Source organism: Streptomyces sp. NBC_00659, from assembly GCF_036226925.1.
Classification (GTDB): Bacteria; Actinomycetota; Actinomycetes; order Streptomycetales; family Streptomycetaceae; genus Streptomyces.
On record NZ_CP109031.1, the window covers coordinates 4,945,284 to 4,970,932 of the forward strand.

Here is a 25,649-nt window from a genome sequence, read left to right on the forward strand (position 1 = left end):
CAGACCTGGGTCGGTCCGGACTCAGACCTGGGTCAGTGCCCAGAATCCGACCGCGAAACAGGCCAGGGCGAGCAGCAGCATCGGCACGGCGACCGCGGCGGGCGGCCCCGGACGTGGACGTGCGCGCCTTCTGCGGTGTCCCGGACGGGCCGCGGTTCCTGGCGGAACCTGAACGGACCGAGCGGTGTACGAAACGGTGGAGGCGTACGTGTGCTGCGGCATCGCGGCGGATGGGACCGGGGACCGGAGCGGGGCGGACGCGTACACGGGAAGCGGCGCGGTCGGGGGAGTCGGCGTCGGGGTCGGGGTCGGGTCGTAAGGCGGAGGAGAGAACGGCGGGGGGAGCGGGACCGAGGTGGGGGGAGTGGGCGCCCGCAGGTCCGGGCGGGACTCCTGAGGGCGCGGTGCCGGTGGGTAGGGGGACCGGTCGCCGGGAGGCTCGGTCGGCGGCTGTCGCCGGGGATCGGCTGCGGCCGCGGGCCGCGGCGGAGGCAGATGGAAACTACCGGTGTCCGACATCGAGGACGGCTGGGAAGAGATCCCGGGGGCGGGGGCGGGGGCGGGGTCCTGGGGTATGTCGTCCGGTGCGGCGGGGGACCGGTCGTCCTCTGACGCGGGCCGGGCCTGTACGCCGTCGGGGGCGGCCGGGGGCTGTACGTGCTCGGAGCCGGGCTCAACTCCGGCCCTCGCGCGGCTCGGTCGAGCCGGTATGCCGTCCCCGGCGGGCCACTGCCCCGAGCCCCGCTCGGCGTCGGCGGGACGGGATTCCGGTACGTTCCCGGTCCCGAGGCCGCGTGACCCGTTCCCGGAGCCGGGGACGGACCGGAGGCCTCCGTGAGCGCCCTCTTGCGGCTCCCGCAACTCCCCTGACTCATCCGGGGCGTTCCGACAGTTCTGCTTGTTCGGCCCCGGGCCGGGCGCGGAGCCGGAATCCTCATCCGGGCGGGGCGTGGACGTCGAGGCTGGAAGAACGCCTGAGCCGCCGCCTGAGCCGCTTGAGCCGTGTCTTGTGCCGGAGGCGGGGCCGATTTCCGAACCGGGGATCGTGCCGAACCCCGATCCGACGCCTGATCCGAAATCTGATCCGAAATCTGATCCGAAATCTGATCCGGAGCTCGGGTCGGAGCCGATTCCCGGGGCCGCGGCTGTGGTGTCCGAAAATCCGCGGGAGGACAGGGTCCGTGAACTCCCGGCCGAGGCTGCTCCCCGTTCCAGGGGTCCTCTGGGGCCGAACCCCTCCGGCAGCGGCCCGAGTTGGTCGAAGACCTCGATCAGTTCGTCGTCGGGTCCGGGCTCGGGCAGCAGCTCGACCGCCGCGGCGAGGGCCTTGCGCGCCCCTGTGGCGGTCCGGAAGCGGGCCTGCGGATCCGGCTGGAGGAGCATCGCCACGACCTGCCACAGGGGCTCGGGTATGCCCCGCGGCGCGGACGGCGTGCCGTGCTCGGCGAAGTACTCGATCAGCGCCTTGGCGTCGGGCTTGCCGCCTTCCAGGAGGTACAGGGCGACCAGGCCGACGGCGAACAGGTCGGCGGGAAAATCGGGCTCGCAGCCCAGCATCTGCTCGGGCGCGAAGTAACCCGGTGTTCCCACCACGTAGTTGGTCTCGGTCAGGCGGGGTTCGCCCAGCCGCATGGCGATGCCGAAGTCGGACAGACGCAACCTCGGCCGGCCCGTGCCGGTCGCTTCGAGAAGTATGTTGGCGGGCTTGATGTCACGGTGCACCACTCCCTCCGCGTGCACGGCGCCGAGACCCGCCAGGAGCTGGTCGGTCAGGGTGCAGACGAACGCGGGAGGCAGGGGGCCGTAGTCGTTGACCAGATGGACCAGGGAGCCCCCGGCCACCAGGTCCATGGTGAACAGGACCTTGTCGTCGTCGGCGGCCCAGCTGGCGGGAGCCAGTACATGTGGATGATCGATCCGCAGCGCCTGTTCCCGCACGAATCGCAGCAGGGCGTGCGCGTCGCTCTGCTGGAGCACCTTGGCGGCCACATACCGGCGCCGCCTGTGGTCCCAGGCGCGCCACACCGCACCGACTCCCCCGCGCCCGATCGGGTCGACCAGTTCGTACCGGCCTGCGAAGACCTCACCCATGGTCGTACGTCGCTCCCCTTCGGCGGTCGGTCCGGAGACCTCTTCCGAGGTGCCCGGCTGCATGACGTGCGGCGGCTGGAAGGTGTCACTGCTTCCAGCGCCCGCGGTCGGCGGCCGGGCTCGGCTCAGTTCTGGTGGGACTGGTAGTGCGCGACCGCGTCGGACGTACGGCCGGCACCGTAGACCCGGAGGAACTCTGCCAGTTCCGGGTGGGTCGGGGCGAGAGTGTCCGCCGCGTCGATGATGTCTCCGGCGGCGGCCACCGAACGCAGCAGGGACTGAATCTCGCGGACCACCCGCTTGACCGTCGGGGCTCCCGAACTGGTCGTGGACTGCGTGGTGTTGCTGAGCACCGATCCCCCCTGGGACTTCTTGATCTCGTCCATCCGCTCGGTCGCCTCGGCGGCGCTGACGCTCCCGTCGGCGACCTGCCCCGCCAGGTCCTGCAGAAGCTGGACGCGCTGGACCACCGCCGGATTGCCGATCTTGGCCCGCTGACCGCTCATCAGCTGCGACAACATGGGCGCGGACAGTCCCAGTACCCCGGCAAGACGCGCCTGATTCAGACCCAGGTCCTCTATGAGCCTACGGAAGAGCGCCCCCAACGGCTCCCCGTACCAGTTCCGCTGCAGCTCCCGGGCTCTCGCGGTTGCTTCCTGCTGTGCGGCGTCCATTGCGTCTCCCCATCGCTTCCCCAAGTACCGCGGTTCGCGACAGCGAACCACGTCGAGCATCTTACGGAGAGTGGTCGTCCACGGGGACCCCCAATATTTTGCGAGATCCCCTGGGTGACCCGGTACTCTGGTCTGCGGCGCCCGTCGACAGATGGTTCCTGTGGTCGGACGCTCCTCGTTACGGGGCCTTAGCTCAGTTGGTAGAGCGCTGTCTTTGCATGGCAGATGTCAGGGGTTCGACTCCCCTAGGCTCCACACACCGGACCGGCCAGACGCCCACAGGGCGGCTGGCCGGTTTTCGTATGCCCCTGCGTCCGTGCGCGCCCCTGGTGAGACGGTTCCCGGACCGGGCGGGACCAAGGGTGAGCCACTTCAGTGACGTGAGTCACAGGAGTGACTTTGCAGGCGTTGCAGTTCTTTGCGCAAACAGAATGGGTGGCACACACCCTGCGGGCCGGCTGTGCGTACGGCGGGCACGGTGTCGAGGGGGTGGCGGGGCTGCCAGGACCCTTGTGTGAGCTGCCGAACGGGCTGCCGAGTGACCGGTTCGACGCATTCTGTCAACAACATCTCCATGGATGCTGCACACGAAGACCGTTGCAAATGTCATCGTGAGCGGTGCAGGTAAATCCTCCGCGGGGCGCTCGCGGCCACTCGTGCGGTTGTTCCACGTGAAACATCGCTGCGGGGCAGGAGACCGTCAAGTCTCCTGCCCCGCAGCGATGTTGGGCGGTTCAGTGGCGGTCGTCGCGCTCCGCCGCCTTCTCCTCGGCTTCCTTGACCTGTACCTCGGGGTCCAGGTCGGACTGGCCGCTGCCGTCGACCGACGACAGATGCCCTGTCTCGGGCACCTCGGTCGCCGCCGGAGGCTCGACGAGCCAGTCGGGGTTGGCCTGCTTGTCCCACCACTTCCAGGCGGCGAAAGCTCCGCCCGTCAAAATCCCCAGCACGGCCAACGCCTTCACGAGACGGCCGGCCCGTGTTCGGCGCTCGTGCTTGCGGAGCAGCTTCTGGATCTCCTGCGGCGTGACCTGGCCGCGCAGGGCGGCAATGGCCGCCACACCGCGCGCTGCCGCCTCGTCCCGGAGGGGCTGGGCCGCAGCCACCGCCTGCTCGATCCTCGGCTTGGAATAGTCTGCGGCCTGGCGGGCCGCCTTGCGGGTGCGGATGGCCGCCTCCTGGGCGGCCTGGTCGACCTTCGGCGGCACATGGGTACGGGCCTGCTCAAGGCGCGGCGCGAGATAGGCGTCGTACTGGACGCGGGCCTGCTCGGCGGCCTGCGACACCTTCGGCGCGAGCCGTACACGTGCTTCGCTCGCGTAGTACGAGGCCCTGTCCTTGGCTGTGTCGGCGTAAGGCGCCACCACTTCCGCGGCGTGCAGCACGCTGTCCTTCGCCGAGCCGGTCGCGGCGCGCACGCTGTCGATGCGGGTCACGGGTTTCCTCCTCCTCGGTGGCGTACGTCGGGGGTACCAGGTACCCCCAAAGACACACAGTTCACCTTTCCACCCCTGGGGGGATCATGCCCGTCCACGGGGTCCGGGGCATGTGAGGGCGGGCATCCGTGTCACGGGTGCCGACTCCCGGAGACTCCAAGGACGGAGCCGGTCAGGTGTCGATCAAGTGAGATAGCGGATCAATACGGGCAACAGGAGCTTGTCGTCGACAATGCCACGGATCGCCGCTGCCCGCTCCCGTCCGGCGCGACTCGACGGGATTTCTGTACGCGCGACTTTCTGTACGTACGACCTTCTGTACGTACGACCTTCTGTGCGCACGACTTTCCGTGCGTACGACGTTCTTCCGTGCTTCCGCGTCCGCACGTGCGTCCGGGGGTGGCGGTCAGGGGCCGAGCGGTCCGGTCCGTGCGAGGATCGGGCCGTCAAGAGAAGGCAACGGAAGGCAGATCGTGGCCGAGCAGCTTTACGCCACCCTGAAGACCAGCCAGGGCGACATCGACATCCGGCTCCTGCCGAACCACGCGCCGAGGACGGTCCGGAACTTCGTCGAACTCGCCAAGGGTGAGCGCGAGTGGGTCAACCCGCAGACGGGTGTGACGTCCATGGACAAGCTGTACGACGGCACGGTCTTCCACCGGGTGATCAGCGGCTTCATGATCCAGGGCGGCGACCCGCTGGGTAACGGCACCGGGGGCCCCGGCTACCAGTTCGAGGACGAGTTCCACCCGGACCTCCGGTTCGACAGGCCCTACCTGCTGGCCATGGCCAACGCGGGCCCGGCCACCAACGGATCCCAGTTCTTCATCACCGTCGCCCCGACAGCCTGGCTGACCCGCAAGCACACCATCTTCGGTGAGATCACGGACGCGGCCAGCCAGAAGGTCGTGGACGCCATCGCCGGCGCCCCGACCAGCCCGCGCACGGAACGCCCGGTCGACGACATCGTGATCGAGTCGGTCGTCGTCGAGACCCGCGAACGCTGAGCCCGCGCCGGGCTCTCCGCCCTTGAGCCCGAAGCGTCCCGCAGGGAACCAAACGCCCCGTTCATCCGTAAGGATGGACGGGGCGGTGCGTTGCCCCGGATCCGTTGTGACCCTGTGCGAGCCGCCGTACGGAGATTGAGGGGACCCCATGGACCAGCAGCCGCCCGGCAGCCCGCAGGGACCGCGGGACCAGGGACCGCAGGACGCCGGGAGCCTGCCCGGCTGCTACCGGCACCCGGACCGCGAGGCCGGAGTGCGGTGTACCCGCTGCGAGCGCCCGATCTGTCCCGAGTGCATGGTCAGCGCCTCCGTCGGCTTCCAGTGCCCCGACTGCGTCCGCGGTGGCTCCGGCACCGGCCACGCCCCGGCGGCCAACCAGCCCCGCACCCTCGCGGGCGGCACCGTCGCGGCGGACCCCCGGCTCGTCACCAAAGTGCTGATCGGCCTCAACCTGGCTCTCTACCTCGTCCAGGCCGCGGTGGGTGACGCCTTCACCAACAGCTTCGACCTCTTCGGCCGTGCCTGGCTCTCCGGCGAGGTCCAGGGTGTGGCCGAAGGCCAGTGGTACCGCATGGTGACGTCGATGTTCCTGCACGGCGGCGTCATGCACATCCTGTTCAACATGGTCAGCCTGTGGTGGATCGGCGGTCCCCTGGAAGCCGCGCTCGGCCGCGCCCGGTACATCACCCTCTACTTCGTTTCCGGTCTCGCAGGCAGCGCGCTCAGCTATCTGCTCGCCAGCCCCCAGCAGCCGTCACTCGGCGCCTCCGGGGCGATCTTCGGCCTGTTCGGCGCCACTGCGGTCCTGATGCGCCGGCTCAACTACGACATGCGCCCGGTCATCGCCCTTCTGGTGATCAACCTGATCTTCACCTTCGGGTGGAGCAACATCGCCTGGCAGGCGCACATCGGCGGTCTGATCGGCGGTGTGGTGGTCGGCTACGCCATGGTCCACGCCCCGAGCAAGCGGAGGAACCTCGTCCAGTACGGCGTGTCCGCGCTGATGCTGGTCGCCGTGGTCGTCACCACGCTGCTCAGAACGGCTCAGCTCACCTGAGAGGGCGGGCCGGCTCACCTGAGACAGTGCACGGCTCACCTGAGAAGTGATGTTGTCCACAGATCCGGGCCGATCTTGTGCACGCCGTGCGGGAACAACTGTGCCCCCTGTCACTGACCCGAGTTTTCCCAGGTCGGACAGGGGGCGAACAGGTTTACGGGGGCTGGTGGACCAGTCACACCGGCGTCAACCGCCCGTGAGTTATCCACAGATCGTCTTTCTTTTCCACCTGTGGACAACTCTTGTGGATAACTCAGTGGAGAGCTGTGGGCAGAGCTCGTTCCCGTGTCGCAGCCGGGTGAGCGAGGACGGTCACTTCCACTGCGTGGAGACGCCGAATCCGGCCGCGATGAAGCCGAAGCCGACCACGATGTTCCAGTTGTCGAGCGCGTCGATCGGCAGGGTGCCGTCCGTCACGTAGAAGACAACGATCCAGGCGAGACCGATGAGGAACATGGCCAGCATGGCTGGTGCGACCCAGGTGTTGCTGGTCAGCTTGATGTTGGTCGCCTGCTTCGCCGGGGGCGGCGTGTAGTCGGCCTTCTTGCGGATACGTGACTTCGGCACGAGGGTCTCTCCTGTCGATGCGCTGCGTGGCCGCGCAGGGAACTGGGGCGGGCTCCGGGGCAGCGTACAAGGGGACACTGAGCGCTCCCCCGGGCGTCCGTTAGCGTAGTGCTTCCGCGGCGCCGAAGGAGATAAGGGTACGTTGAGCAATTCTGCCGACTCCCCCGGGACGAATTCCAGTCCTGGCGGTACGCGACGTTTCCGGCCGGTACGTGTCCTCACGGTGGCCGTCTTCGCCCTCGCGGGCCTCATCTTCTTCACGAGTTTCGATACGGCCAAGGGTACGAACATCCGTACGGATTCGTCTCTGCTGAAGCTCTCCGACCTGATTCAGGAGCGCAGCCACAAGAACGCGACGCTGGACGAGTCCAACGGCGCCCTGCGCCGCGATGTGGACGGCCTCGCCGGCAGCGTCCCCGGCAGCAACGCGGCCGGGGACGCGCGGCTCACGGCGCTGGAGAAGAACGCGGGCACCCAGAAGGTCAAGGGCGAGGCCGTCACGGTCACGCTCAATGACGCCCCGCCCAACGCGACGGCGAAGCTTCCCGGCTACCCCGAGCCGCAGCCCGACTACCTCGTCATCCACCAGCAGGACCTCCAGGCGGTGGTGAACGCCCTGTGGCAGGGCGGCGCCAAGGGCATCAAGGTGATGGACCAGCGGCTGATCTCCACCAGCGCCGTGCGCTGTGTCGGCAACACCCTGATCCTGCAGGGCCGCGTCTACTCGCCCCCGTACAAGATCACCGCCATCGGGGACCCGGCGAAGCTCCAGAAGTCGCTCGCGTCCTCCCCCGCGATCCAGAACTACATGGTGTACGTCAACGTCTACGGGCTCGGCTGGAAAGTCGAGGAGAACGGGACAGTGACTCTTCCCGGCTACTCGGGCACAGTGGATCTCCACTACGCGAAGCCCGTGGAGTAGGCGCCGGACCTCGCGGAGCAGTGGGCGAAGCCTGAGAGCGAGCTGCCGCCGGGGGGCCTTGTGTCGGTGCGAGTGGTCGTCAGGACGATCAGTGAGCTGTGTCTGACCATCGGCACCCTGATCGTGCTCTTCGTGGTCTACGTGTTGTTCTGGACGGGGGTCAAGGCCGACAGCGCGATGGACCACCAGATCGAGGTGCTCCAGAAGCAGTGGGCGAAGGGCGCGGTGACCCGGTCGCCGGAGCCCGCGCCGGACTTTTCGGGGGGCACGGGCAGCGCCGGCGGGACGGCCACCGTGAGTCCGAAGGCGCCAGGCCCCTACAAGTACGGCGGCCCGTTCGCGGTCATGTACATTCCGCGTCTTGGTTTCACGTGGAACAAGCCCGTGCTCGAAGGCACGGCCACGCAGGTGCTGAAGAAGGGGCTCGGCCACTACCGGGGGACCGCCCAGCTCGGCCAGGAGGGCAATTTCTCGGTCGCGGGTCACCGGCGTACGTACGGCGACCCGTTCAAGGACTTTCCCGAGCTCCGGCGGGGTGACGCGGTGGTGCTGACGGACGGGACGACCTGGTTCACGTATCGGATCGACAAAGGCCCCTACAAAACGGTGCCCTCCGCCATTGAGGTGATCGACCCTGTGCCACGTAAGTCCGGGTATACGCGTCCGGGGCGCTATCTCACGCTGACCACGTGCGATCCGGAGTGGGGGCACAGCCATCGGTTGATCGTCTGGGCACATCTTGACTCCACACAGCCTGTGGAGGCAGGGAAACCGGCGGCTCTGCGCCGTTAGTCTGTTGGCGTACGGCGACGGAAGGGACGGCATGTACGGCTGGATCTGGCGGCATCTGCCGGGGAGCGCGTGGGTGAGGGCGCTGATCGCACTCGTGCTCGTCCTGGCGGCGGTCTACGTGCTCTTCCAGTACATCTTCCCGTGGGCCGAACCGCTGCTGCCCTTCAACGATGTGACGGTGGACAACCAGTGAGCACGCGCATCCTCGTTGTGGACAACTACGACAGCTTCGTCTTCAACCTGGTCCAGTACCTGTACCAGTTGGGCGCGGAGTGCGAGGTGCTGCGCAACGACGAGGTGTCGACCGCGCACGCCCAGGACGGCTTCGACGGTGTACTCCTGTCCCCGGGGCCCGGCGCTCCCGAACAGGCCGGTGTCTGCATCGACATGGTCCGGCACTGTGCCGCGACCGGCGTCCCCGTCTTCGGTGTCTGCCTCGGGATGCAGTCGATGCAGGTGGCGTACGGGGGTGTGGTCGACCGGGCGCCCGAGCTGCTGCACGGGAAGACCTCCCTTGTGGAGCACCAGGGCAAGGGCGTCTTCGCCGGGCTGCCGTCGCCCTTCACAGCGACCCGCTACCACTCGCTGGCGGCCGAGCCGGAGACGGTCCCGGCCGAGCTGGAGGTCACGGCCCGTACCCACGACGGGATCGTCATGGGTCTCAGACACCGTGAACTGCCGGTCGAGGGTGTGCAGTTCCACCCGGAGTCGGTGCTGACCGAGCACGGCCACCGGATGCTCGCCAACTGGCTGCTCGAGTGCGGTGACAAGGTGGCCGTGGCGAGATCGGCGGGGCTCGCCCCGGTGGTGGGCAGGGCAACGGCGTGACCGCGCTGCGCCCCGAGCGCGACAGCTCCCCCTACGGCGGCGAGGCCGCGTACGGGGGCGCCGGCGCGTTCGAGGCGGCGGTCGGAGGGCTCGCGGACCCGCTGACGGATCCGCTGCCCGGCCAGGGACAGGGACAGGGACAGGGCCAGGTCGCGCCGCAGCAGGGCTACGGCCACGGCGGGTACGGACCCGACTGGTACGCCGCACAGCAGCAGGAGCAGGCCGCCCGGATGCAGGCCGCGCAGGTGCAGGCCGCCCAGGTGGCGCAGGCACAGGCGTATGCCGCCCAGGCGCAGGCGCAGGCGCAGGCCCAGGCACAAGCTCAGGCACAAGCCCAAGCCCAGGCGGTCCGGGCGCAAGCCCAGGCAATGCCTTCTGGCCCGGCGTCGGCACCGTCGTACGCGGACGAGTACGAGCGGGCGTACGCCCCGCACTACCAGGAGCCCGCGGCCGCCCATTACCGCGGACCGGTGGCCGCTCCCGTGGCGGAGCCGATGCCCGAACGGGTGGCGCCGAGGCCGCCGTTGGACGACGAGACGGTCGCGTTGCGTCTCCCCGGCTCGCCCGCGAGGACGCAGCGCCGCGCGCGGCCGGCCGACAGCGAGGACGGTACCGCCTCGGAGGGGCGTGCGGCCCGCCGTAAGGCCGCCAGACGCCACGGACGAAACGGAGAGCCCCAGGACCCCCACGAGCCCCAGGAAGCGGCTCAGGGGGCCGTAGGGGCCCCTCGGAGCCGGATGGACGCCCGGCGTGCGGCGCGGGCGTCGAAACCGGGCGGGGCGGTCCTCGTGAGCCGGATGGTCGGCGAGGTGTTCATCACCACCGGCGTGCTGATGCTGCTGTTCGTGACCTACCAGCTCTGGTGGTCGAACGTGCGGGCGCACCAGCAGGCGGGCAACGAGGCGAGCAGCCTTCAGCAGGACTGGGCGAACGGCAAGCGCAATCCGGGGGCGTTCTCGCCCGGGCAGGGCTTCGCCATCCTGCACATCCCGAAGCTGGACGTGGTCGCGCCGATCGCGGAGGGCATCAGCAAGCCGAAAGTGCTCGACCGCGGCATGGTCGGCCACTATGGCGAGGCGCCCCTCAAGACGGCGATGCCCGACGCCAAGACCGGCAACTTCGCGCTCGCCGGGCACCGCAACACGCACGGCGAACCGTTCCGCTACATCAACCGCCTCAAGCCGGGCGACGAGATCGTCGTCGAGACGCAGGACGACTACTACGTCTACAAGATGGCGTCGATCCTGCCGGTGACGAGTCCGAGCAACACGAGCGTGCTCGATCCGATCCCCAAGGGTTCGGGTTTCACCGGGCCGGGCCGCTACATCACATTGACCACCTGCACACCGGAGTTCACCAGTAAGTACCGGATGATCGTCTGGGGCAAGATGGTCGAGGACCGGCCGCGCAGCAAGGGCAAGCCCGACGCGCTGCTCGGCTGAGGACGGACGCCGGCGCGCGTGGGGACAAGCGCGTGCGCGGGCGGGACGTGCACGAGAGACAACCTGAGACAGACCAGACGGGGCAGATGAACAGTGGCAGCGAGGACCGACCACGACGAACGAGCCGGATCGGCGGCCGGGTACGCGGCCTCCGGCGAGGTGCCCGGCGGGCGCCGGCCCATGGGATGGTTCGCGATGACGGTCAGCGTCTTCGGTGAACTCCTCATCACGGTAGGGCTGGTGCTCGGCCTGTTCGTCGTCTACTCGCTGTGGTGGACGAACGTCGTCGCCGACCGCGAGGCGAACAAGCAGGGCGACAAGGTCCGCGACCACTGGGCGCAGGCCCCGAGCGGTCCGGGCGCGCTGGACACCCAGGACGGCATCGGCTTCCTGCACGTCCCGGCGATGAAGAACGGCGAGGTCCTGGTCGAGAAGGGCACGGCGACGAAGATCCTCAACGACGGCGTCGCCGGCTACTACACGGAACCCGTCAAGTCGTCCCTGCCGATGACCGGCAAGAACGGCAACTTCACCCTCGCCGCCCACCGGGACGGCCACGGCGCCAAGTTCCACAACATCGACAAGATCGGCATGGGCGACGCGATCGTCTTCGAGACCCGGGACAAGTGGTACGTCTACAAGGTCTTCGACATCCTCCCGGAGACCTCGAAGTACAACGTCAAGGTTCTCCAGACGGTCCCGAAGGAGTCCGGCAAGAAGAAGCCCGGCCACTACATCACCCTGACGACCTGCACCCCGGTGTACACCTCCCGCTACCGCTACGTGGTGTGGGGCGAACTGGAGCGCGTGGACAAGGCCGACAACGCCCGGACGCTTCCGAAGGAACTGCGCTAGCCCGTCGGCTGTCGGCTGTCTGCTGTCGAGCAGTGCGGCAGTGACGCGTCGTCGCTCCCCGCATGAGCCGCCCCGAGTCGCGACGGGATCGCGCGCGACCGGATCACCGTGACGTCCTCGCAGGACCTCGGTTCTCCGACGGGCGGGCGGGCGGGCGGACGGCGGCCCTCGGTCTCGCAACCGATGCAAAGGGCCCCGGCACTCAAGAGTGCCGGGGCCCTTTACATCGGTTTCCCGAGTGCGGTCCTTGGTGGGGCTTATCCGCCGAAGAGGCCGCCGCCACCGTTGTCGTTGCCGCCGTTGTTGTTGCCGAACTTCACCGTGGTCAGCGTGACCGTCGTGTTGTCCGGGCTGTCGACCGGGTTGTTGGCACCCGGGTCCTGGCTGATCACCTTGGCGTCGTCGCTTCCGTCGCTGCCCTGGGCGAACTGGATGTTGTTGAAGCCGGCTGCCTGCAGGATCTGCCTCGCCTCGGCCACGGTCTTGCCGAAGACGTTCGGCACCGTCGACTGCTGCTTGGCCTTGCCGATCTGGATCTGCACCTTGGAGCCGGGGTCCGCCTGGGTGTTGGCCGTCGGGGTCGTCTGGATGACCTTGCCGACCAGGTTCGGGTCGTCGGTCTCCGTGTCGACGCACTCGCCCACGAGGTTGTTGGCCTTCATCTGCGTCTTTGCCGCGTCGCAGCTCTGCCCGGAGACGTCCGGGACAGTGGACTGCTTCTTCTCCTTGGAGACGGTCAGGGTGATGGTCGACCCCTTCTCCACCTCGTCACCGAGACTCGGGTTCTGCTCCAGAACCTTGTTCGGCTCCTCCTCGGACTCCTCGTACTTCGTCTTGACCGTGAACCCGTACTTGTCGTCCTCGAGGATCGCCTTGGCCTCGTCCAGGGTCTTGCCCGTGACGTTGGGCACCGCCACCTTCGGCGCTCCGGTGGACACGACGACGTTGATCGTGTCGCCCTTGTTCACCGTCGAGCCCACGGGCGGGTCCTGCGAGCAGATGTTGCCCTTGGGCTCGTTCGCGCACGGCTTGCGTGTGGGGGCGAGCGTCAGATCGCGGTTCTCCGCCATCTTCTGGGCGCCCGGCAGCGTCTGGCTCACGAAGTTGGGCACCTTGAACGCCTCGCCGCCCGTTCCCTTGCCCGAGAACGCGTACTTCCCGATCAGGATCGCGCCGATGAGCACCAGGACGCCCGCGACGACCAGGAGGATCGTCGAGGTGTTGTTCTTCTTCTGCCGACGTCGGTCGGGGCGGTCGTCGTAGCCGTAGCCGCCGTCGTCCGGGTTCATCGGCGGCAGCATCGACGTGGCCTGCGCGTCCGAGGAGCGCAGGGCCGTCGTCGGCTGGTCGTCGCCGTAGCCGTAGCCGACCGAGCCCATGGCGGCGCTGGCGGCGACGGGCTGGCCGTCGAGGCAGGCCTCGATGTCGGCGCGCATCTCGTCGGCGGACTGGTACCGGTAGTCCGGGTCCTTGACGAGGGCCCGCAGCACGATCGCGTCCATCTCGGGCGTGATCTCGGGGTCGAAGACCGACGGGGGCTGGGGCTCCTCGCGGACGTGCTGGTACGCGACGGCCACCGGGGAGTCGCCCACGAAGGGCGGGCGCACGGTCAGCAGCTCGTACAGGAGGCAGCCGGTGGAGTAGAGGTCCGAGCGGGCGTCTACCTGCTCGCCCTTCGCCTGCTCGGGAGAGAGGTACTGGGCCGTGCCGATGACCGCGGCCGTCTGCGTCATCGTCATGCCGGAGTCGCCCATGGCGCGGGCGATGCCGAAGTCCATGACCTTGACCTGGCCGTTGCGCGTCAGCATGACGTTGGCGGGCTTGATGTCGCGGTGGACGATGCCGGCGCGGTGCGAGTACTCCAGGGCCTGGAGGATGCCGATGGTCATCTCCATCGACCGCTCGGGCAGCAGCCTGCGTCCCGAGTGCAGCAGCTCGCGCAGCGTGGACCCGTCGACGTACTCCATCACGATGTACGGGATGGAGGTGTTGTCGATGTAGTCCTCACCCGTGTCGTAGACGGCGACGATCGCGGGATGGTTGAGCGAGGCGGCCGACTGGGCCTCCCGGCGGAACCGGGCCTGGAACGACGGGTCACGTGCGAGGTCGGCCCGCAGCGTCTTCACCGCCACCGTACGGCCGAGCCGGGTGTCATGCGCGAGGTAGACCTCCGCCATGCCACCACGGCCGAGCACGTGGCCCAGCTCGTACCGGCCGCCGAGGCGACGCGGCTCTTCCATAGCTACCTACCAGCCCTCTCCGTCGGTCCCGACCGCACCTTTGTGTGGTCCGGCGGTGTGCTGTCCGGGCATACCGTACCCGGATCGGCTTGTGTGACCTGGCCTAGAGCGTCACCCGTGACAGGACCGGTATCGCAACGTGCACCGATGTGAATGGGGACGTGATCGGGGTCACTTCTTGCTGTCGATGACTGCCTTCATCACATCTCTCGCGATGGGGGCGGCGAGACCACCACCCGAGATGTCGCCACGGTTGGCGCTGCCGTCCTCCACCACCACGGCCACGGCGACCGGGGAACTGCCGTCGGGGAGCTTGGCGTAGGAGATGAACCACGCGTAAGGCTTCTCACTGTTGGCGACACCGTGCTGGGCGGTACCGGTCTTGCCGCCGACGGTGACGCCGGAGATCTGCGCCTTCGTACCCGTGCCCTCCTTGACGACCGTCTCCATCATGGACTGAAGGATCTGGGCGTTGGACTCCGAGAGCGGCTGGCTCAGTTTCTCCGGCTCGGCCTGCGAGATGACGTCCAGGCTGGGCGCCTGCAGCTTGTCCACCATGTAGGGCTTCATGAGCGTGCCGTTGTTGGCCACGGCGGAGGCCACCATGGCCATCTGCAGCGGGGTCGCGGCGGTCTCGAACTGGCCGATGGAGCTGAGCGCGGTCTGTGCCGGGTCCATCGACTTGGGGAAGACGGAGGCGTTGGAGCGCACCGGGGTGAGCTGCTCGGAGCCGAAGCCGAACTTCTCGGCCTCCGCCAGCATCTTGTCCTTGCCGAGGTCGGTGCCGATCTTGCCGAAGACGGTGTTGCAGGAGTAGCGGAGCGCGATCCGCATGGTCGCGTCCTTGCAGGGGATGTTCCCCTCGTTCTTCAGCTCGGTCCGGGTGCCCTTGAGGATGTACGGCAGCGGGGTGTCGGTGCGCTGGTCCGCTGTCGTGTACAGGCCGTTCTCCAGGGCCGCCGCCGCGGTGACCACCTTGAAGGTGGAACCGGGCGGGTAGGTCTCGCGCAGCGCCCGGTTGAGCATCGGGTCGTCGGGGTTGTTCTTCTTCTGGAGCTTGTTCCAGGCCTTCGCGTCGGTGTTGGTGTTCCCGGCGAAGGCGGAGGGGTCGTACGAGGGGGTGGAGGCCAGCGCCAGGATCGCGCCGGTCTGCGGGTTGATCGCGGCGACGGCGCCCTTGCCCCGGCTCAGCAGGCCCTTGTAGGCGGCCTTCTGCGCGGCGCCGTTGAGGGTGGTGACGACGTTGCCGCCCTGCTTGCCCTTGCCCGTGATCATGTCGAGGGTGTTGCGGAAGAAGAGCCGGTCGTCGTTGCCGGTGAGTATGCCGTCGTCCAGCTTCTCCAGCTGGGAGGCGTCGAAGGCCTGCGAGGCGTACCCGGTGACCGGCGCCCACATGGCGCCGTCCTTGTAGGTGCGCTTGTAGACGAAGTCGTTGATGCCGTTCTTCTTCGTCTCGGTGGCCCCGGTGATCGGGTCGCCGTCGACGATGATGTTGCCGCGCGGGGTGGCGTACCGCTCGATGGCGACGCGGCGGTTGTGCGAGTCGGTCCGCAGGCTGTCCGCCTGGACGTACTGGATGTAGTTGTCGCGGAGGAGCAGGGCGAGGACGAGGAGCCCGCAGAAGATCGCGATCCGGCGCAGGGGCTTGTTCACGGGCGGACCACCTGGGTCATCTCGGCGTCGGGGCTGGGGGCGGGTGCGGGCGCCGGGCGGCGGGCGGTGTCGCTGATGCGGATCAGTACGCCGACGAGCGCCCAGTTGGCGATGACGGAGGAACCGCCGGAGGCCAGGAACGGCATGGTCATACCGGTCAGCGGGATCAGGCCCATGACACCGCCGGCGACCACGAAGACCTGGAGGGCGAAGGCGCCGGAGAGGCCGACGGCGAGGAGCTTGCCGAACGGGTCGCGGGCCGCGAGCGCCGTGCGGATGCCGCGCTCGACGATCAGGCCGTAGAGCACCAGGATCGCCATGACTCCGGCGAGGCCCAATTCCTCGCCGAACGTGGCGAGGATGAAGTCGGAGTTGGCGGCGAAGCGGATGAGCTCGGAGTGGCCCTGGCCGAGGCCGGTGCCGAGGGTGCCGCCGGAGCCGAACGCCCACAGCGCCTGCATGGCCTGCTCGGAGTGGATGATGCCGTCCTTGACCCCGGACTGGCTGAGCATGTACTCGTGCATCGGGTCGAGCCAGGCCTGGACACGCGTCTGGATGTGCGGTTCGAAGGTCGCCACACCGACCGCGCCGCCCGCGGACATCAGCAGACCGAAGACGATCCAGCTGGTCCGCTCGGTGGCGACGTACAGCATGATGACGAACATTCCGAAGAACAGCAGCGACGTACCGAGGTCGGTCTCGAAGACCAGGATCAGGATCGAGATGAACCAGACCACGAGGATCGGGCCGAGGTCGCGGCCGCGCGGCAGGTACAGGCCCATGAAGCGGCGGCTGGCCAGGGCGAGCGCGTCGCGCTTCACCATCAGGTAGCCGGCGAAGAAGATCGCGAGGACGATCTTCGCGAACTCACCGGGCTGGATGGAGAATCCGGCGACCGAGATCCAGATCTTGGCGCCGTAGATGTTGGCACCGAGTCCCGGGACCAGCGGGAGCAGCAGCAGGACCAGGGCACCGACCATGGAGATGTAGGTGTAGCGCTGCAGGACGCGGTGGTCCTTCAGGAAGAACAGCACGGCGACGAACAGGGCGATGGCCAGCGCCGTGTACAGCAGCTGGCGTGGTGCCGCGTTGCCCGCCTGGTTGATCGACTGGAGCAGTTTGGACTGGTCGAGCCGCCAGATGATCACCAGGCCGAGCCCGTTGAGGAGCGTGGCCAGCGGAAGCAGCAGCGGGTCCGCGTACGGAGCGAACTTGCGCACCGCGAGGTGGGCGACGCCGGCCAGCAGGGCGAGGCCCAGGCCGTAGCTCAGCAGGCCGGTGGGCACTTTGTCGTCGATGGCCAGGCCCACGTTGGCGTAGGCGAAGACCGGGATGACGACCGCGAACACCAGCAAGGCCAGTTCGGTGTTGCGTCGGCTGGGTGCGCCGATCGATCCGATCGTGGACGTGTGGTGTGTCGGCGTGTTCGTACTACTGCTCATCGTGTGACAGGGCCCCTCACGGCTTCTTACTGCTTACCGCACAGCGAGACCAGCTTCTGCTCCTCGGTGGAGAGGCTGGGGCCGGGTGTGGGAGTGGGTGCGGTCGTGGACTTGGAGGACGAAGGTGCCGAGCTCGACGCGGTCGGGCTCGGGCTGGACGTGGCCTTGGACGTCAGAGAGGTCTTTGTGGTTCCCGTGGTTCCGTCGGCCTTGCCCGAACTGGGCTTCGCGCTGTTCTGGCTCTCGGCGGCGCGGCGCTGCGCGTCCTTGCGGCAGGCGGAGGCCTGTACGGCGAGTTCGTCGATCTTCGCCTGCGCGTCCGCGAGGCCGCCTTCGGTGATGGTCGCCTTGACCTGCTGCTGCTGGTACGGCGGCAGGTACTTGAGTTCGATCTCGGGGTGGTCCTTCGCCACCTTCGAGAGCGAGACCCAGGCCAGGTCCTGGCTGATGCCGCGGTAGAGGGCGACGTGTTCGTCCTGGGTGCCGACGTAGTACTGCGTCTGCGTCCAGCGGTAGCCGCCGTACAGGCCGCCTCCGATGACGGCGAGCGTCAGGATGACGTAGAAGGATCGCTTCAGCCACCTGCGTCCGCTGCGCGGCTTGACGAAGTCGTCGTCCGAGTAGTCGCCGAAACTGCTCGTGGAGACGTAGCCGGTGGTGTCGCCGCTGCCGGGCGGGCCGAACTCGCCGCCGCCCTGTCCGGGCACGGGCCGGCCGAGGCCGGAGGCACGGCCGGCGGGCGTCTGCATGGCGCCGTTGTCGTGCAGCTGGAGCTGGTTCTCGGCGACGGCGCCGACCACCACAGGGGTGTCGGAGAGCTGTGCCGCGAGGGTGTCGCCGGAGTCGATGTCGAGGACATCGGCCACGATGACGGTGATGTTGTCGGGGCCGCCGCCGCGCAGCGCGAGCTGGATGAGCTCCTGCACGGTCTCCTGCGGGCCCTGGTAGCTGGCGAGGGTGTCTTCCATCGTCTGGTGGGAGACGACACCGCTGAGGCCGTCGGAGCAGATCAGGTACCGGTCGCCGGCGCGGACCTCGCGGATCGAGAGGTCGGGCTCGACGTGGTCGCCACTGCCCAGCGCGCGCATCAGCAGGGAGCGCTGCGGGTGGGTGGTGGCCTCTTCCTCGGTGATACGGCCCTCGTCGACGAGGCGCTGCACCCAGGTGTGGTCCTGGGTGATCTGCGTGAGCACGCCGTCCCGCAGCAGGTACGCGCGGGAGTCGCCGACGTGGACGAGACCGAGCCGCTGGCCGGTCCACAGCAGGGCGGTGAGCGTGGTGCCCATGCCCTCGAGCTGCGGGTCCTCCTCGACCATCAGCCGGAGCTGGTCGTTGGCACGCTGCACGGCGGTGCCGAGCGAGGTGAGGATGTCGGATCCGGGTACGTCGTCGTCGAGCGCGACGATGGTGGAGATCACCTCGGAGCTGGCGACCTCACCGGCGGCCTGGCCGCCCATCCCGTCGGCGATCGCGAGCAGACGGGGACCGGCGTAGCCCGAGTCCTCGTTGCCCTCGCGGATCATGCCTTTGTGCGATCCGGCGGCGAAGCGCAGTGACAGACTCATGCGCACCTCGCCCGTCGGCTCCGGGTACATCCGCACGGTGCCCACCCTCCGGTCGGGAGCGCGCCGGGGTTCCTTGTGTGGACCGCCGCTGCGTGCTCGCTCCGCTCGCTCATTGTCGTACTACTTCCGCAGCTCGATGACGGTCTTGCCGATGCGGATCGGCGCGCCCAGCGGAACGGGCGTCGGGGTCGTCAGCCGGCTCCGGTCGAGATACGTGCCATTGGTGGAGCCGAGGTCCTCGACGATCCACTGGCCGTCCCGGTCGGGGTAGATCCTGGCATGCCGGCTGGACGCGTAGTCGTCGTCCAGCACGATGGTGCTGTCGTGCGCTCGGCCCAGGGTGATGGTCTGCCCCTGAAGCGCGACGGTGGTGCCCGTGAGGGTGCCCTCCGAGACGACCAGCTTGGATGGTGCGCCGCGACGCTGCCGCCCGCCGCCGGCGGCGGGCGCCTGCTGCTGGCGCTGCTGCGGAGGCGCGGCTTGCCGCGCGGCCTGCTGAGGCCTCGCAGCCTCCCTGCGGGAGCCGCGCTGTGTGACGCGCGTTCCGAACAGGTCGCTGCGGATGACCTGCACGGCCACGATCACGAACAGCCACAGTACGGCCAGGAAACCCAGCCGCATGACCGTGAGGGTCAGCTCTGACATTGCCCCCGCTTCACCCTTCGGCTTGCCGGTAAATGATGGTGGTGCTGCCCACGACGATCCGCGAGCCGTCGCGGAGCGTAGCGCGGGTTGTGTGCTGCCCGTCCACCACGATGCCGTTGGTGGACCCGAGATCCTGGATCGTCGAGGGCGTTCCGGTCCGGATCTCACAGTGCCGGCGCGATACGCCGGGGTCGTCGATCCGCACGTCGGCTTCAGTGCTGCGGCCCAGCACCAGCGTCGGGCGGGAGATCTGATGGCGTGCGCCATTGATCTCGACCCAATGCCGCATACGGCCACCCGCCGCCGGGCCGGCCGGGGGCCGGGCACCCACGGGTGCCATGCCCGGACGGCCGCCGGGCGGCGGCGCGGACGGCATGGGGGGAGGGGCCGCGGGCGGGTAGCCGTAGCCACCCTGGGCTCCGCGGCCCGCCGGAGCGGGGCCCGCGGGGGCACGCTCGGGGGACTGCTGATTGGCGGAGGAGGCGAGCGTACGGCTGCGGACCCGGTACAGGCCGGTGTCGAGGTCGTCGGCCTTCTCCAGATGGACCTTGATGGGGCCCATGAAGGTGTAGCGCTGCTGCTTGGCGTAGTCGCGGACCATTCCGGCGAGCTCGTCGCCGAGCTGGCCGGAGTAGGGGCTGAGCCGCTCGAAGTCGGGCGTGCTCAGTTCGACGATGAAGTCGTTCGGGACGACGGTCCGGTCGCGGTTCCAGATCGTGGCGTTGTTGTCGCACTCGCGCTGGAGCGCTCCGGCGATCTCCACGGGCTGGACCTCGGACTTGAACACCTTGGCGAAGGTGCCGTTGACCAGACCTTCGAGACGCTGCTCGAACTTCTTCAGGACTCCCATGGGGCACCTCCTCCGTCGTTGCCGTCCTGGTACAGCTTGCTGTCGTCTTTCCGGCCCTGCTGGACCAGCCGGCCTACCCGGCCTTGCTGGTACTGCTTACTGATCGTATCCACGCGTCGGGAAATCGGCTGGTTCCCCCTGTCGGCACGGTCGACGGGTTGTCGACACCTTCCGAAGTCCCCTCCCGAAGTTCCCTGAGAGGCCCCTCTTCGAACTCTTCCCGGCACTGCTTCTGCCATGGATCGTAGAGGCGCCCCCCGACCAGTGTCCCGCACCTGACTGTGCGGTCCGTCCGACTCCTGGAGAGATGCACCGGACCGGTACGAGGTTGATACGTGAACCGGTTCTGTCTGAAACGTGTGACGCGTGCCGGGGCGCCGGTGAGGAGGCGGCTGGCGCGGGACGCGGAGCCGCTCGGGCCGGGAGGCCGGGCAGGGCAAGGGCACCGGGCCTGTGGGGTCATGCGAGGTCCGGGCGCGCGGGGGCGGCGGTGCGCGGGCGCGTGGGCCGGGGAAAGGGATGTGATTCCACCCCTGGCAGCGTGCTAATCTTCTGCATGTCGGAAGGCGCTCGCGGAGCAAAGCGAGAGACGGAAGACACACCCAATGCGCGGGTGGCGGAATAGGCAGACGCGCTGGATTCAGGTTCCAGTGCCCGAAAGGGCGTGGGGGTTCAACTCCCCCCTCGCGCACCAGCTGAAAGCCCCTCAGGTCCTCGACCTGAGGGGCTTTCACGTTGTCCGGGGTGCCTCCGCCGCGCTTCCCCGCATCGCGCGCGATGCCGCGCGACGGGTGGTGCCGCTCGTCACGGGTCGCGCGGACGCCCGGGGGCGCTGTGAAGTGTGACGATGCTCTCACGCGGGCGGCGGGGAGTCGGCGGGGCGGTGACCGGTGAACGGGCGTTCGCGGACCCGGAGGCCCGGAGGCCCGGAGGCCCGGAGGCCCGGAGGCCCGGAGGACCCGGAGGACCGGAGGCCCCGGAGACCCGGAGGGGGTGTCGGGTGCCTGATCAGGCGGCGATGCGCGCCGAGACCTTCTTGGCCCGGGCCGCGGCCTCGTCGAGTGCCTTGCTCCGGGAGGCCTCGAAGAGCGGGACCAGGTCGGACATCGCCGGGTTGTGCGGGGCCATGGTGAGCTCCGGGACGATGAATTCGACGTCGAGGGCGAGCATGTCGCCCAGTACCGCCTTCAGGTAGTTCTGCACGTACTCGAAGCCCTCGCGCGGAGTGCCCGGCGCGTACGAGCCGCCGCGGCTGGCGACGACGGTGACCGGGGTGCCCTTGGCCTTCGCGTCCTCCGTCATGGCGGTGCGCCCCACGAGGATGACGTTGTCCAGCCAGGCCTTGAGGGTCGAGGGGATGGAGAAGTTGTACATGGGGGCGCCGATCAGGATCGCGTCCGCGTTCTCCACCTCCTCGATCAGCTTCAGGCGTGCGGCGAAGGCCTCGGCCTGTCCGGGGGTGTGCGTCTCCGGGGCGGCGAAGCCGGCGGTGTGGGCATCGGCCGTGATGTGCGGCACAGGGTGCGCGGCGAGGTCGCGGTGGACGACCGTTCCGGCGGGGTGCTGTTCCTCCCAGGCCGCGCGGAAGGCGTCCGTGACGGCACGCGATACGGAGGTGCCGTTCGGGGAGGCGGACGAGTCGATGTGGAGGAGGGTAGCCATGGTGATCTCCAGATAAAAGGGATATGTGGGGCGGGTGGGCGGTCGAGGCAGGCCGGGTCCCGGGTGGGGGTCGCCAACCGGATCGGGGCAGGGCTGTCGCAGGGAAGTCGAGTCGCCGGTGGGCTTCTCTTTCGTTCCTAACTAGAGATAACACAGTTACTTACTTTTTTTCATCACCTTGTGGGGACGCAGTACCCTGGGCTCATGGCAGTACCGGGAAGCCACGACGCTGGGCCGTGTCAGAAGGTCGACGACGGCATGACCCGTGTCTTCACGCTGCTCGGAAAACGATGGACGGGTCTCGTCGTCGCGGTCCTGATGCCGCACCCCGTCCACTTCGCCGATCTGCGCAGAGCGATCCCCGGCATCAGCGAGCGGATGCTCTCGGACCGGCTCACCGAACTCGGCGCGGCCGGCCTGGTCGTGCGCAACGTCGACGAGGGCCCACCGCTGCGTGTTTGCTACGCCCTGACGGAGGCGGGGGCGGCGCTGGAACCGGCCCTGAAGGAGCTGGGGTCCTGGGCGGAGAGGTATCTGCCGGAGAGCGGGCCCTGCCAGGAGCGTCCGCGGCCGCGCCAGCGGACCGGGCTCTGACGCGACGTGCCTGAGCCGGGCTTCGCGCCGCTGAAGTACTGAGTCGTTGCGCTCGAGACGGTCTTTGCGCCGCTGATGTGACCGAGTCGTCCACGGTGCCGAACCTGTCGTGGGGTGCCGCCAACCGCTGATGCGACCGAGCCGCTTGCTGTGCCGGGCCGCTTGCTGTGCCGGGCCGCTTGCTGTGCCGGGCCGCTTGCTGTGCCGGGCCGCTTGCTGTGGCGGGCCGCACCGTTGTGCCGGGCCCGCCGTGCCCTGCCGCTGACGCGCTTGGGACGTTCGTGGTGCCGCCGGTGCGACGCCGCCGGTCGAACGGTGCGCGCGGCCGCTTTCCCGGGTGCCGGTGGAGTTGTCCACAGGGTCTGACGCGTTTTCCCGGCCGGCTGTACGGTCAGCACGAGTTGATGTTCGTGCGCGGGGGAGGCGGTCGTGATGGCCGAGGTCGGTACAGCGGGGGCGGAGCGGCAGACGGCGCCGACGCCGGCGGGAAGGGCCGGGCTGGTCGAGCAGGCCGGTCCGGTGCGTCAGGACAGCGGTGGCGGGCAGGGCGGGAGCGCGTCCGTGCCGGAGCCCGGGCGGCGGCCGTCGCCCGAGGGCGGGCAGACGGCCGAGGCGTTCGGGGTGCGGGGCTTCGCGGTTCCGGGGTTCGCCGCCTGGCCGGTGAGGGACTTGCCCAAGGAAGAGGGGAAGGCCCTGCGCGGGCGGGTCCCGCGCGCGGCCCACGCCGAGCTGCTGGTGGACGTCGACCGGCCGGACGCCGTGACAGCGGTCGAGGAGTCCAACCGGGGCCGGATCCCCGAGCTCACCCCGATCCGGGTCGGCAGGATGGCCGCCACCCCCTTCGCGTTCCTGCGCGGCAGCGCCGGCCTCATGGCGTACGACCTCGCCCGCACGCCGATGACCGGCATCAGCGCCCAGATCTGCGGCGACGCCCACGCGGCGAACTTCGGCCTGTACGGGGACGCGCGCGGTGGCCTGGTCATCGATCTGAACGACTTCGACGAGACGGTGCACGGTCCCTGGGAGTGGGACCTCAAGCGGCTCACCACCTCGCTCGTGCTCGCGGGCCGGGAGGCCGGTGCCGACGAGGACACCTGCCGCGATGCCGCGCGCGACTGTGTGGGCGCGTACCGCCGCACCATGCGCCTGCTGGCCAGACTGCCGGTGCTGGACGCCTGGAACGCCATCGCGGACGAGGAACTCGTCTCGCACACCGACGCCCATGACCTGCTCGGCACCCTGGAGCGGGTCTCCGAGAAGGCGCGGGCCAACACCAGTGGACGGTTCGCCGCCAGATCGACCGAGGCCGTGGACGGCGGTGGCCGTCGCTTCGTCGACGCGGCACCCGTGCTGCGCCGCGTTCCCGACGCGGAGGCGGCCGCGGTCGCGGCGTCCCTGGAGCACTATCTGACGACGGTCTCCGAGGACCGCCTCCCCCTGCTCGCCCGCTACGCGGTGCACGACGTCGCCTTCCGCGTCGTCGGCACCGGCAGCGTCGGCACCCGCTCGTATGTCGTGCTGCTCCTGGACCACCGCGGCGAAGCCCTGGTCCTCCAGGTCAAGGAGGCCCGTGCCTCGGCGCTGCTCCCGCATCTGGCGACCATCGGCCATCCGATGCCGGAGGTCGCCCACGAGGGTCGCCGTGTCGTCCTCGGCCAGAAGCGCATGCAGGTGGTCAGCGACATCCTTCTCGGCTGGACCTCGGTCGACGGTCTCCCCTACCAGGTCCGCCAGTTCCGCAACCGCAAGGGCAGTGTCGACCCCGCCGCGCTGGCCGCCGACCATGTCGACGACTACGGCCGGATGACCGGTGCCCTGCTGGCGCGCGCCCACAGCCACAGCGCGGACCCGCGCCTGATAGCCGGGTACTGCGGCAAGAACGAGGAGCTGGACGAGGCCGTCGCCTCCTTCGCCGTCGCCTACGCGGACCGCACGGAGGCGGACCACGCGGCCCTGACGGCGGCGGTCCGAAGCGGACGGATCGCCTCTGAACCGGGTGTGTGACGGCGAGAGCCGCTGCTGGTGCCGGCCGCTGCCGCCCCCGCTGTCGGCTGCTGCTGCCCACCGCCGCTGTCCGCCGATGCCGCCATTGCCGAAGTCGGCTGGTGCCGCTGTCGCTGCCGGTTCCGGAGGCCGGGATGATCGGGGTGGTTGGGGTCATTGGGGTCGTTGTGGCCGTTCAGGTGGCTGTAGGGGAGGGGAAGGCAGTGAGCCCCGGGGAAGTGTGGCCTACGCTGGTCGGGTGACGACCCCGGAAGCCGATCAGAGCCAGTCCGAGCCCGCCTTCGAGGGGGGCCGGGAACACTCCGGTGCCCCGGAAGGCCAGACTCCCCACGCCTCCCCCGGCGACGACGGCCGCATCACGGACGCGGAGGGCGCGGACATCCCTTCGGGCACGGGGTCCGGCTCCCCGTCCGCCTCCCGGACGGAGGGGCAGAACGAGGGGCAGGCACAGGAGCAGGAGCAGGGCGATGGGCGGCCCGAGGCTCGGGCCGATGCGGGCCAGAGCCCGGCTCAGAGTGCGGACGACCGGCCCGAGGCGCGCCTGGAGCGGGCCGTGCGAGCGGCCGAGCAGGCGTTGATCGAGTTCGAGATCGCCGTGGAGACCTTCCGTGTCGAGGTCGACAACTTCTCCCGGCTGCATCACCAGAAGCTCGGTCCCATGTACTCCCGGCTCGACGAACTGGACGCCCAGATCGCCGAGGCGCGTGCCGCCCTCACGGGTGACCCGGAGGACGTATTCAAGGCGCACGAGGCACGGGCGCGGGTCATGCCCATGCCCGGTGTCGAGGAGCTGTTCCATGGCTGGATGGACTCGGACGGGCTGTTTCCCGAGGCTGTGGCCATGCTCACGGACCAGCCCGTGCGGCCTCCGCAGCGCGTGCGTCCGAGCGAGGAGGCCCGCAAGCTCTTCCGCGAGCTGGTCCGCAAGGCCCACCCGGATCTCGCGCAGGACGACAACGAGCGCAAGCGGCGTGACGAGTTCATCGCCCGCGTGAACACCGCGTACGCCAGGGGCGACGAGGCGTTGCTGCGGGAGCTGGCCGCGGAGTGGGCCGCCGGTCCCGCGCCCGAGGAGTGGAAGCCCAGCCGCAGCGAGGAGCTCTACGCCCGGCTCGAATGGCTCTCCCAGCGCAAGGAGATGCTCACCTTCGTCGCGCGCGAGCTGGAGGAGAGCGCCATCGGCGCCATGCTCAAGATGGCCCCGGAAGACCCGGACCGTCTCCTGGAGGAGATCGCCGAACAACTGCTGACGCAGGTCGGCGAGCGCGAGCACGAGCTGGCGACGCTGATCGCCCAGGCTCCCTGAGCTTCATCGGCGCGGTC

22 protein-coding genes and 2 tRNA genes are annotated in these 25,649 nt (G+C 69.2%); 13 read left to right on the forward strand and 11 right to left on the reverse strand.

All coding sequences use genetic code 11. The features are described 5' to 3' along the window. Positions 1-21: 21 nt before the first annotated feature. Complete coding sequence (locus tag OG410_RS21425) at positions 22-2,091, reverse strand: serine/threonine-protein kinase (protein ID WP_329300661.1); 2,070 nt, start codon at positions 2,089-2,091, stop codon at positions 22-24. A gap of 125 nt (positions 2,092-2,216) precedes the next feature. Further along, positions 2,217-2,765, reverse strand: a complete 549-nt coding sequence (locus OG410_RS21430; RefSeq protein WP_037689714.1) for a helix-turn-helix domain-containing protein — start codon at positions 2,763-2,765, stop codon at positions 2,217-2,219. Between the two features lie 182 nt (positions 2,766-2,947). On the opposite strand from OG410_RS21430, the gene OG410_RS21435 reads away from it, so the two are divergent. Continuing rightward, a tRNA-Ala gene (locus OG410_RS21435) sits at positions 2,948-3,020 on the forward strand. A 479-nt stretch (positions 3,021-3,499) separates the two neighbouring features. Here the strand turns inward: OG410_RS21435 and OG410_RS21440 are convergent. Beyond that, positions 3,500-4,201 (reverse strand): DUF5324 family protein, encoded by a 702-nt coding sequence (locus tag OG410_RS21440; RefSeq protein WP_329300662.1) that lies wholly within the window; start codon positions 4,199-4,201, stop codon positions 3,500-3,502. Positions 4,202-4,674: 473 nt separating this feature from the next. On the opposite strand from OG410_RS21440, the gene OG410_RS21445 reads away from it, so the two are divergent. Together OG410_RS21445 and OG410_RS21450 are read left to right on the forward strand one after the other, a co-directional pair. After that, positions 4,675-5,208 (forward strand): peptidylprolyl isomerase, encoded by a 534-nt coding sequence (locus OG410_RS21445; RefSeq protein ID WP_329300663.1) that lies wholly within the window; start codon positions 4,675-4,677, stop codon positions 5,206-5,208. A gap of 148 nt (positions 5,209-5,356) precedes the next feature. After that, a complete protein-coding gene (locus tag OG410_RS21450) occupies positions 5,357-6,265 on the forward strand; it encodes a rhomboid family intramembrane serine protease (protein ID WP_329300665.1) in 909 nt (302 codons plus the stop codon). A gap of 312 nt (positions 6,266-6,577) precedes the next feature. Here OG410_RS21450 and crgA read toward each other — a convergent pair whose 3' ends face one another. Continuing rightward, entirely contained in the window at positions 6,578-6,832 is a 255-nt protein-coding gene (gene crgA / locus OG410_RS21455) for a cell division protein CrgA (RefSeq protein ID WP_326786732.1), read from the reverse strand. A gap of 142 nt (positions 6,833-6,974) precedes the next feature. On the opposite strand from crgA, the gene OG410_RS21460 reads away from it, so the two are divergent. The 6 genes from OG410_RS21460 (at position 6,975) to OG410_RS21485 (ending at position 11,671) form a co-directional block, all read left to right on the forward strand. Beyond that, a complete protein-coding gene (locus OG410_RS21460; protein WP_329300666.1) occupies positions 6,975-7,754 on the forward strand; it encodes a DUF881 domain-containing protein in 780 nt (259 codons plus the stop codon). Between the two features lie 66 nt (positions 7,755-7,820). Further along, complete coding sequence (locus OG410_RS21465) at positions 7,821-8,546, forward strand: class E sortase (protein WP_329304189.1); 726 nt, start codon at positions 7,821-7,823, stop codon at positions 8,544-8,546. A gap of 31 nt (positions 8,547-8,577) precedes the next feature. Beyond that, positions 8,578-8,739 carry a hypothetical protein gene (locus tag OG410_RS21470; protein WP_329300667.1) on the forward strand — a complete coding sequence of 54 codons (162 nt, stop codon included), beginning with the start codon at positions 8,578-8,580 and terminating at the stop codon, positions 8,737-8,739. Next, the gene (locus OG410_RS21475) at positions 8,736-9,374 is read left to right on the forward strand and encodes an aminodeoxychorismate/anthranilate synthase component II (RefSeq protein WP_266760638.1); all 639 of its coding nucleotides are present in this window, start codon (positions 8,736-8,738) and stop codon (positions 9,372-9,374) included. Before OG410_RS21470 ends, OG410_RS21475 begins: the two co-directional genes overlap by 4 nt. Next, entirely contained in the window at positions 9,371-10,816 is a 1,446-nt protein-coding gene (locus tag OG410_RS21480; protein WP_329300669.1) for a class E sortase, read from the forward strand. The genes OG410_RS21475 and OG410_RS21480 overlap by 4 nt, the downstream gene beginning before the upstream one ends. Before the next feature lie 93 nt (positions 10,817-10,909). Then, entirely contained in the window at positions 10,910-11,671 is a 762-nt protein-coding gene (locus tag OG410_RS21485) for a class E sortase (RefSeq protein WP_329300670.1), read from the forward strand. Between the two features lie 257 nt (positions 11,672-11,928). On the opposite strand, the gene pknB is transcribed toward OG410_RS21485, so the two are convergent. The 6 genes from pknB to OG410_RS21515 form a co-directional block, all read right to left on the reverse strand. Then, entirely contained in the window at positions 11,929-13,911 is a 1,983-nt protein-coding gene (pknB, locus tag OG410_RS21490; protein WP_329300671.1) for a Stk1 family PASTA domain-containing Ser/Thr kinase, read from the reverse strand. A 171-nt stretch (positions 13,912-14,082) separates the two neighbouring features. After that, positions 14,083-15,564 carry a peptidoglycan D,D-transpeptidase FtsI family protein gene (locus OG410_RS21495; RefSeq protein WP_329300672.1) on the reverse strand — a complete coding sequence of 494 codons (1,482 nt, stop codon included), beginning with the start codon at positions 15,562-15,564 and terminating at the stop codon, positions 14,083-14,085. Continuing rightward, positions 15,561-17,006, reverse strand: coding sequence for an FtsW/RodA/SpoVE family cell cycle protein (locus tag OG410_RS21500; RefSeq protein WP_329300673.1), 1,446 nt, complete (start codon positions 17,004-17,006; stop codon positions 15,561-15,563). Before OG410_RS21500 ends, OG410_RS21495 begins: the two co-directional genes overlap by 4 nt. A 26-nt stretch (positions 17,007-17,032) precedes the next feature. Beyond that, on the reverse strand, positions 17,033-18,601 hold the full coding sequence (locus OG410_RS21505; protein WP_329304190.1) for a Stp1/IreP family PP2C-type Ser/Thr phosphatase: 1,569 nt from the start codon (positions 18,599-18,601) through the stop codon (positions 17,033-17,035). Positions 18,602-18,691: 90 nt separating this feature from the next. Continuing rightward, positions 18,692-19,216: an FHA domain-containing protein FhaB/FipA gene (locus OG410_RS21510; protein WP_326786725.1), complete on the reverse strand. Its 525-nt coding sequence runs from the start codon at positions 19,214-19,216 to the stop codon at positions 18,692-18,694. A gap of 10 nt (positions 19,217-19,226) precedes the next feature. Then, complete coding sequence (locus OG410_RS21515; protein WP_329300674.1) at positions 19,227-20,066, reverse strand: DUF3662 and FHA domain-containing protein; 840 nt, start codon at positions 20,064-20,066, stop codon at positions 19,227-19,229. Positions 20,067-20,673: 607 nt separating this feature from the next. Between OG410_RS21515 and OG410_RS21520 the strand changes: the two genes are divergently transcribed. Continuing rightward, positions 20,674-20,760 (forward strand) — tRNA-Leu (locus OG410_RS21520). A 314-nt stretch (positions 20,761-21,074) separates the two neighbouring features. On the opposite strand, the gene OG410_RS21525 is transcribed toward OG410_RS21520, so the two are convergent. Beyond that, positions 21,075-21,728, reverse strand: a complete 654-nt coding sequence (locus tag OG410_RS21525) for an FMN-dependent NADH-azoreductase (protein ID WP_329300675.1) — start codon at positions 21,726-21,728, stop codon at positions 21,075-21,077. A 204-nt stretch (positions 21,729-21,932) separates the two neighbouring features. Here OG410_RS21525 and OG410_RS21530 point away from each other — a divergent pair, with 204 nt between their 5' ends. From OG410_RS21530 to OG410_RS21540, 3 genes are all read left to right on the forward strand, one after another. After that, positions 21,933-22,322 (forward strand): winged helix-turn-helix transcriptional regulator, encoded by a 390-nt coding sequence (locus OG410_RS21530; RefSeq protein ID WP_329300676.1) that lies wholly within the window; start codon positions 21,933-21,935, stop codon positions 22,320-22,322. Positions 22,323-22,754: 432 nt separating this feature from the next. Next, positions 22,755-24,326 (forward strand): DUF2252 domain-containing protein, encoded by a 1,572-nt coding sequence (locus OG410_RS21535; RefSeq protein ID WP_329300677.1) that lies wholly within the window; start codon positions 22,755-22,757, stop codon positions 24,324-24,326. 238 nt (positions 24,327-24,564) lie between these two features. Further along, the gene (locus OG410_RS21540; protein WP_329300678.1) at positions 24,565-25,632 is read left to right on the forward strand and encodes a hypothetical protein; all 1,068 of its coding nucleotides are present in this window, start codon (positions 24,565-24,567) and stop codon (positions 25,630-25,632) included. Positions 25,633-25,649: the final 17 nt, after the last annotated feature.

Coding starts and splice junctions, on each gene's coding strand:
- OG410_RS21425 (WP_329300661.1), bottom strand. CDS start 2,091: ATGGGTGAGGTCTTCGCAGGCCGGTACGAACTGGTCGACCCGATCGGG.
- OG410_RS21430 (WP_037689714.1), bottom strand. CDS start 2,765: ATGGACGCCGCACAGCAGGAAGCAACCGCGAGAGCCCGGGAGCTGCAG.
- OG410_RS21450 (WP_329300665.1), top strand. CDS start 5,357: ATGGACCAGCAGCCGCCCGGCAGCCCGCAGGGACCGCGGGACCAGGGA.
- OG410_RS21470 (WP_329300667.1), top strand. CDS start 8,578: ATGTACGGCTGGATCTGGCGGCATCTGCCGGGGAGCGCGTGGGTGAGG.
- pknB (WP_329300671.1), bottom strand. CDS start 13,911: ATGGAAGAGCCGCGTCGCCTCGGCGGCCGGTACGAGCTGGGCCACGTG.
- OG410_RS21500 (WP_329300673.1), bottom strand. CDS start 17,006: ATGAGCAGTAGTACGAACACGCCGACACACCACACGTCCACGATCGGA.
- OG410_RS21505 (WP_329304190.1), bottom strand. CDS start 18,601: ATGTACCCGGAGCCGACGGGCGAGGTGCGCATGAGTCTGTCACTGCGC.
- OG410_RS21510 (WP_326786725.1), bottom strand. CDS start 19,216: ATGTCAGAGCTGACCCTCACGGTCATGCGGCTGGGTTTCCTGGCCGTA.
- OG410_RS21515 (WP_329300674.1), bottom strand. CDS start 20,066: ATGGGAGTCCTGAAGAAGTTCGAGCAGCGTCTCGAAGGTCTGGTCAAC.
- OG410_RS21525 (WP_329300675.1), bottom strand. CDS start 21,728: ATGGCTACCCTCCTCCACATCGACTCGTCCGCCTCCCCGAACGGCACC.
- OG410_RS21530 (WP_329300676.1), top strand. CDS start 21,933: ATGGCAGTACCGGGAAGCCACGACGCTGGGCCGTGTCAGAAGGTCGAC.
- OG410_RS21535 (WP_329300677.1), top strand. CDS start 22,755: ATGGCCGAGGTCGGTACAGCGGGGGCGGAGCGGCAGACGGCGCCGACG.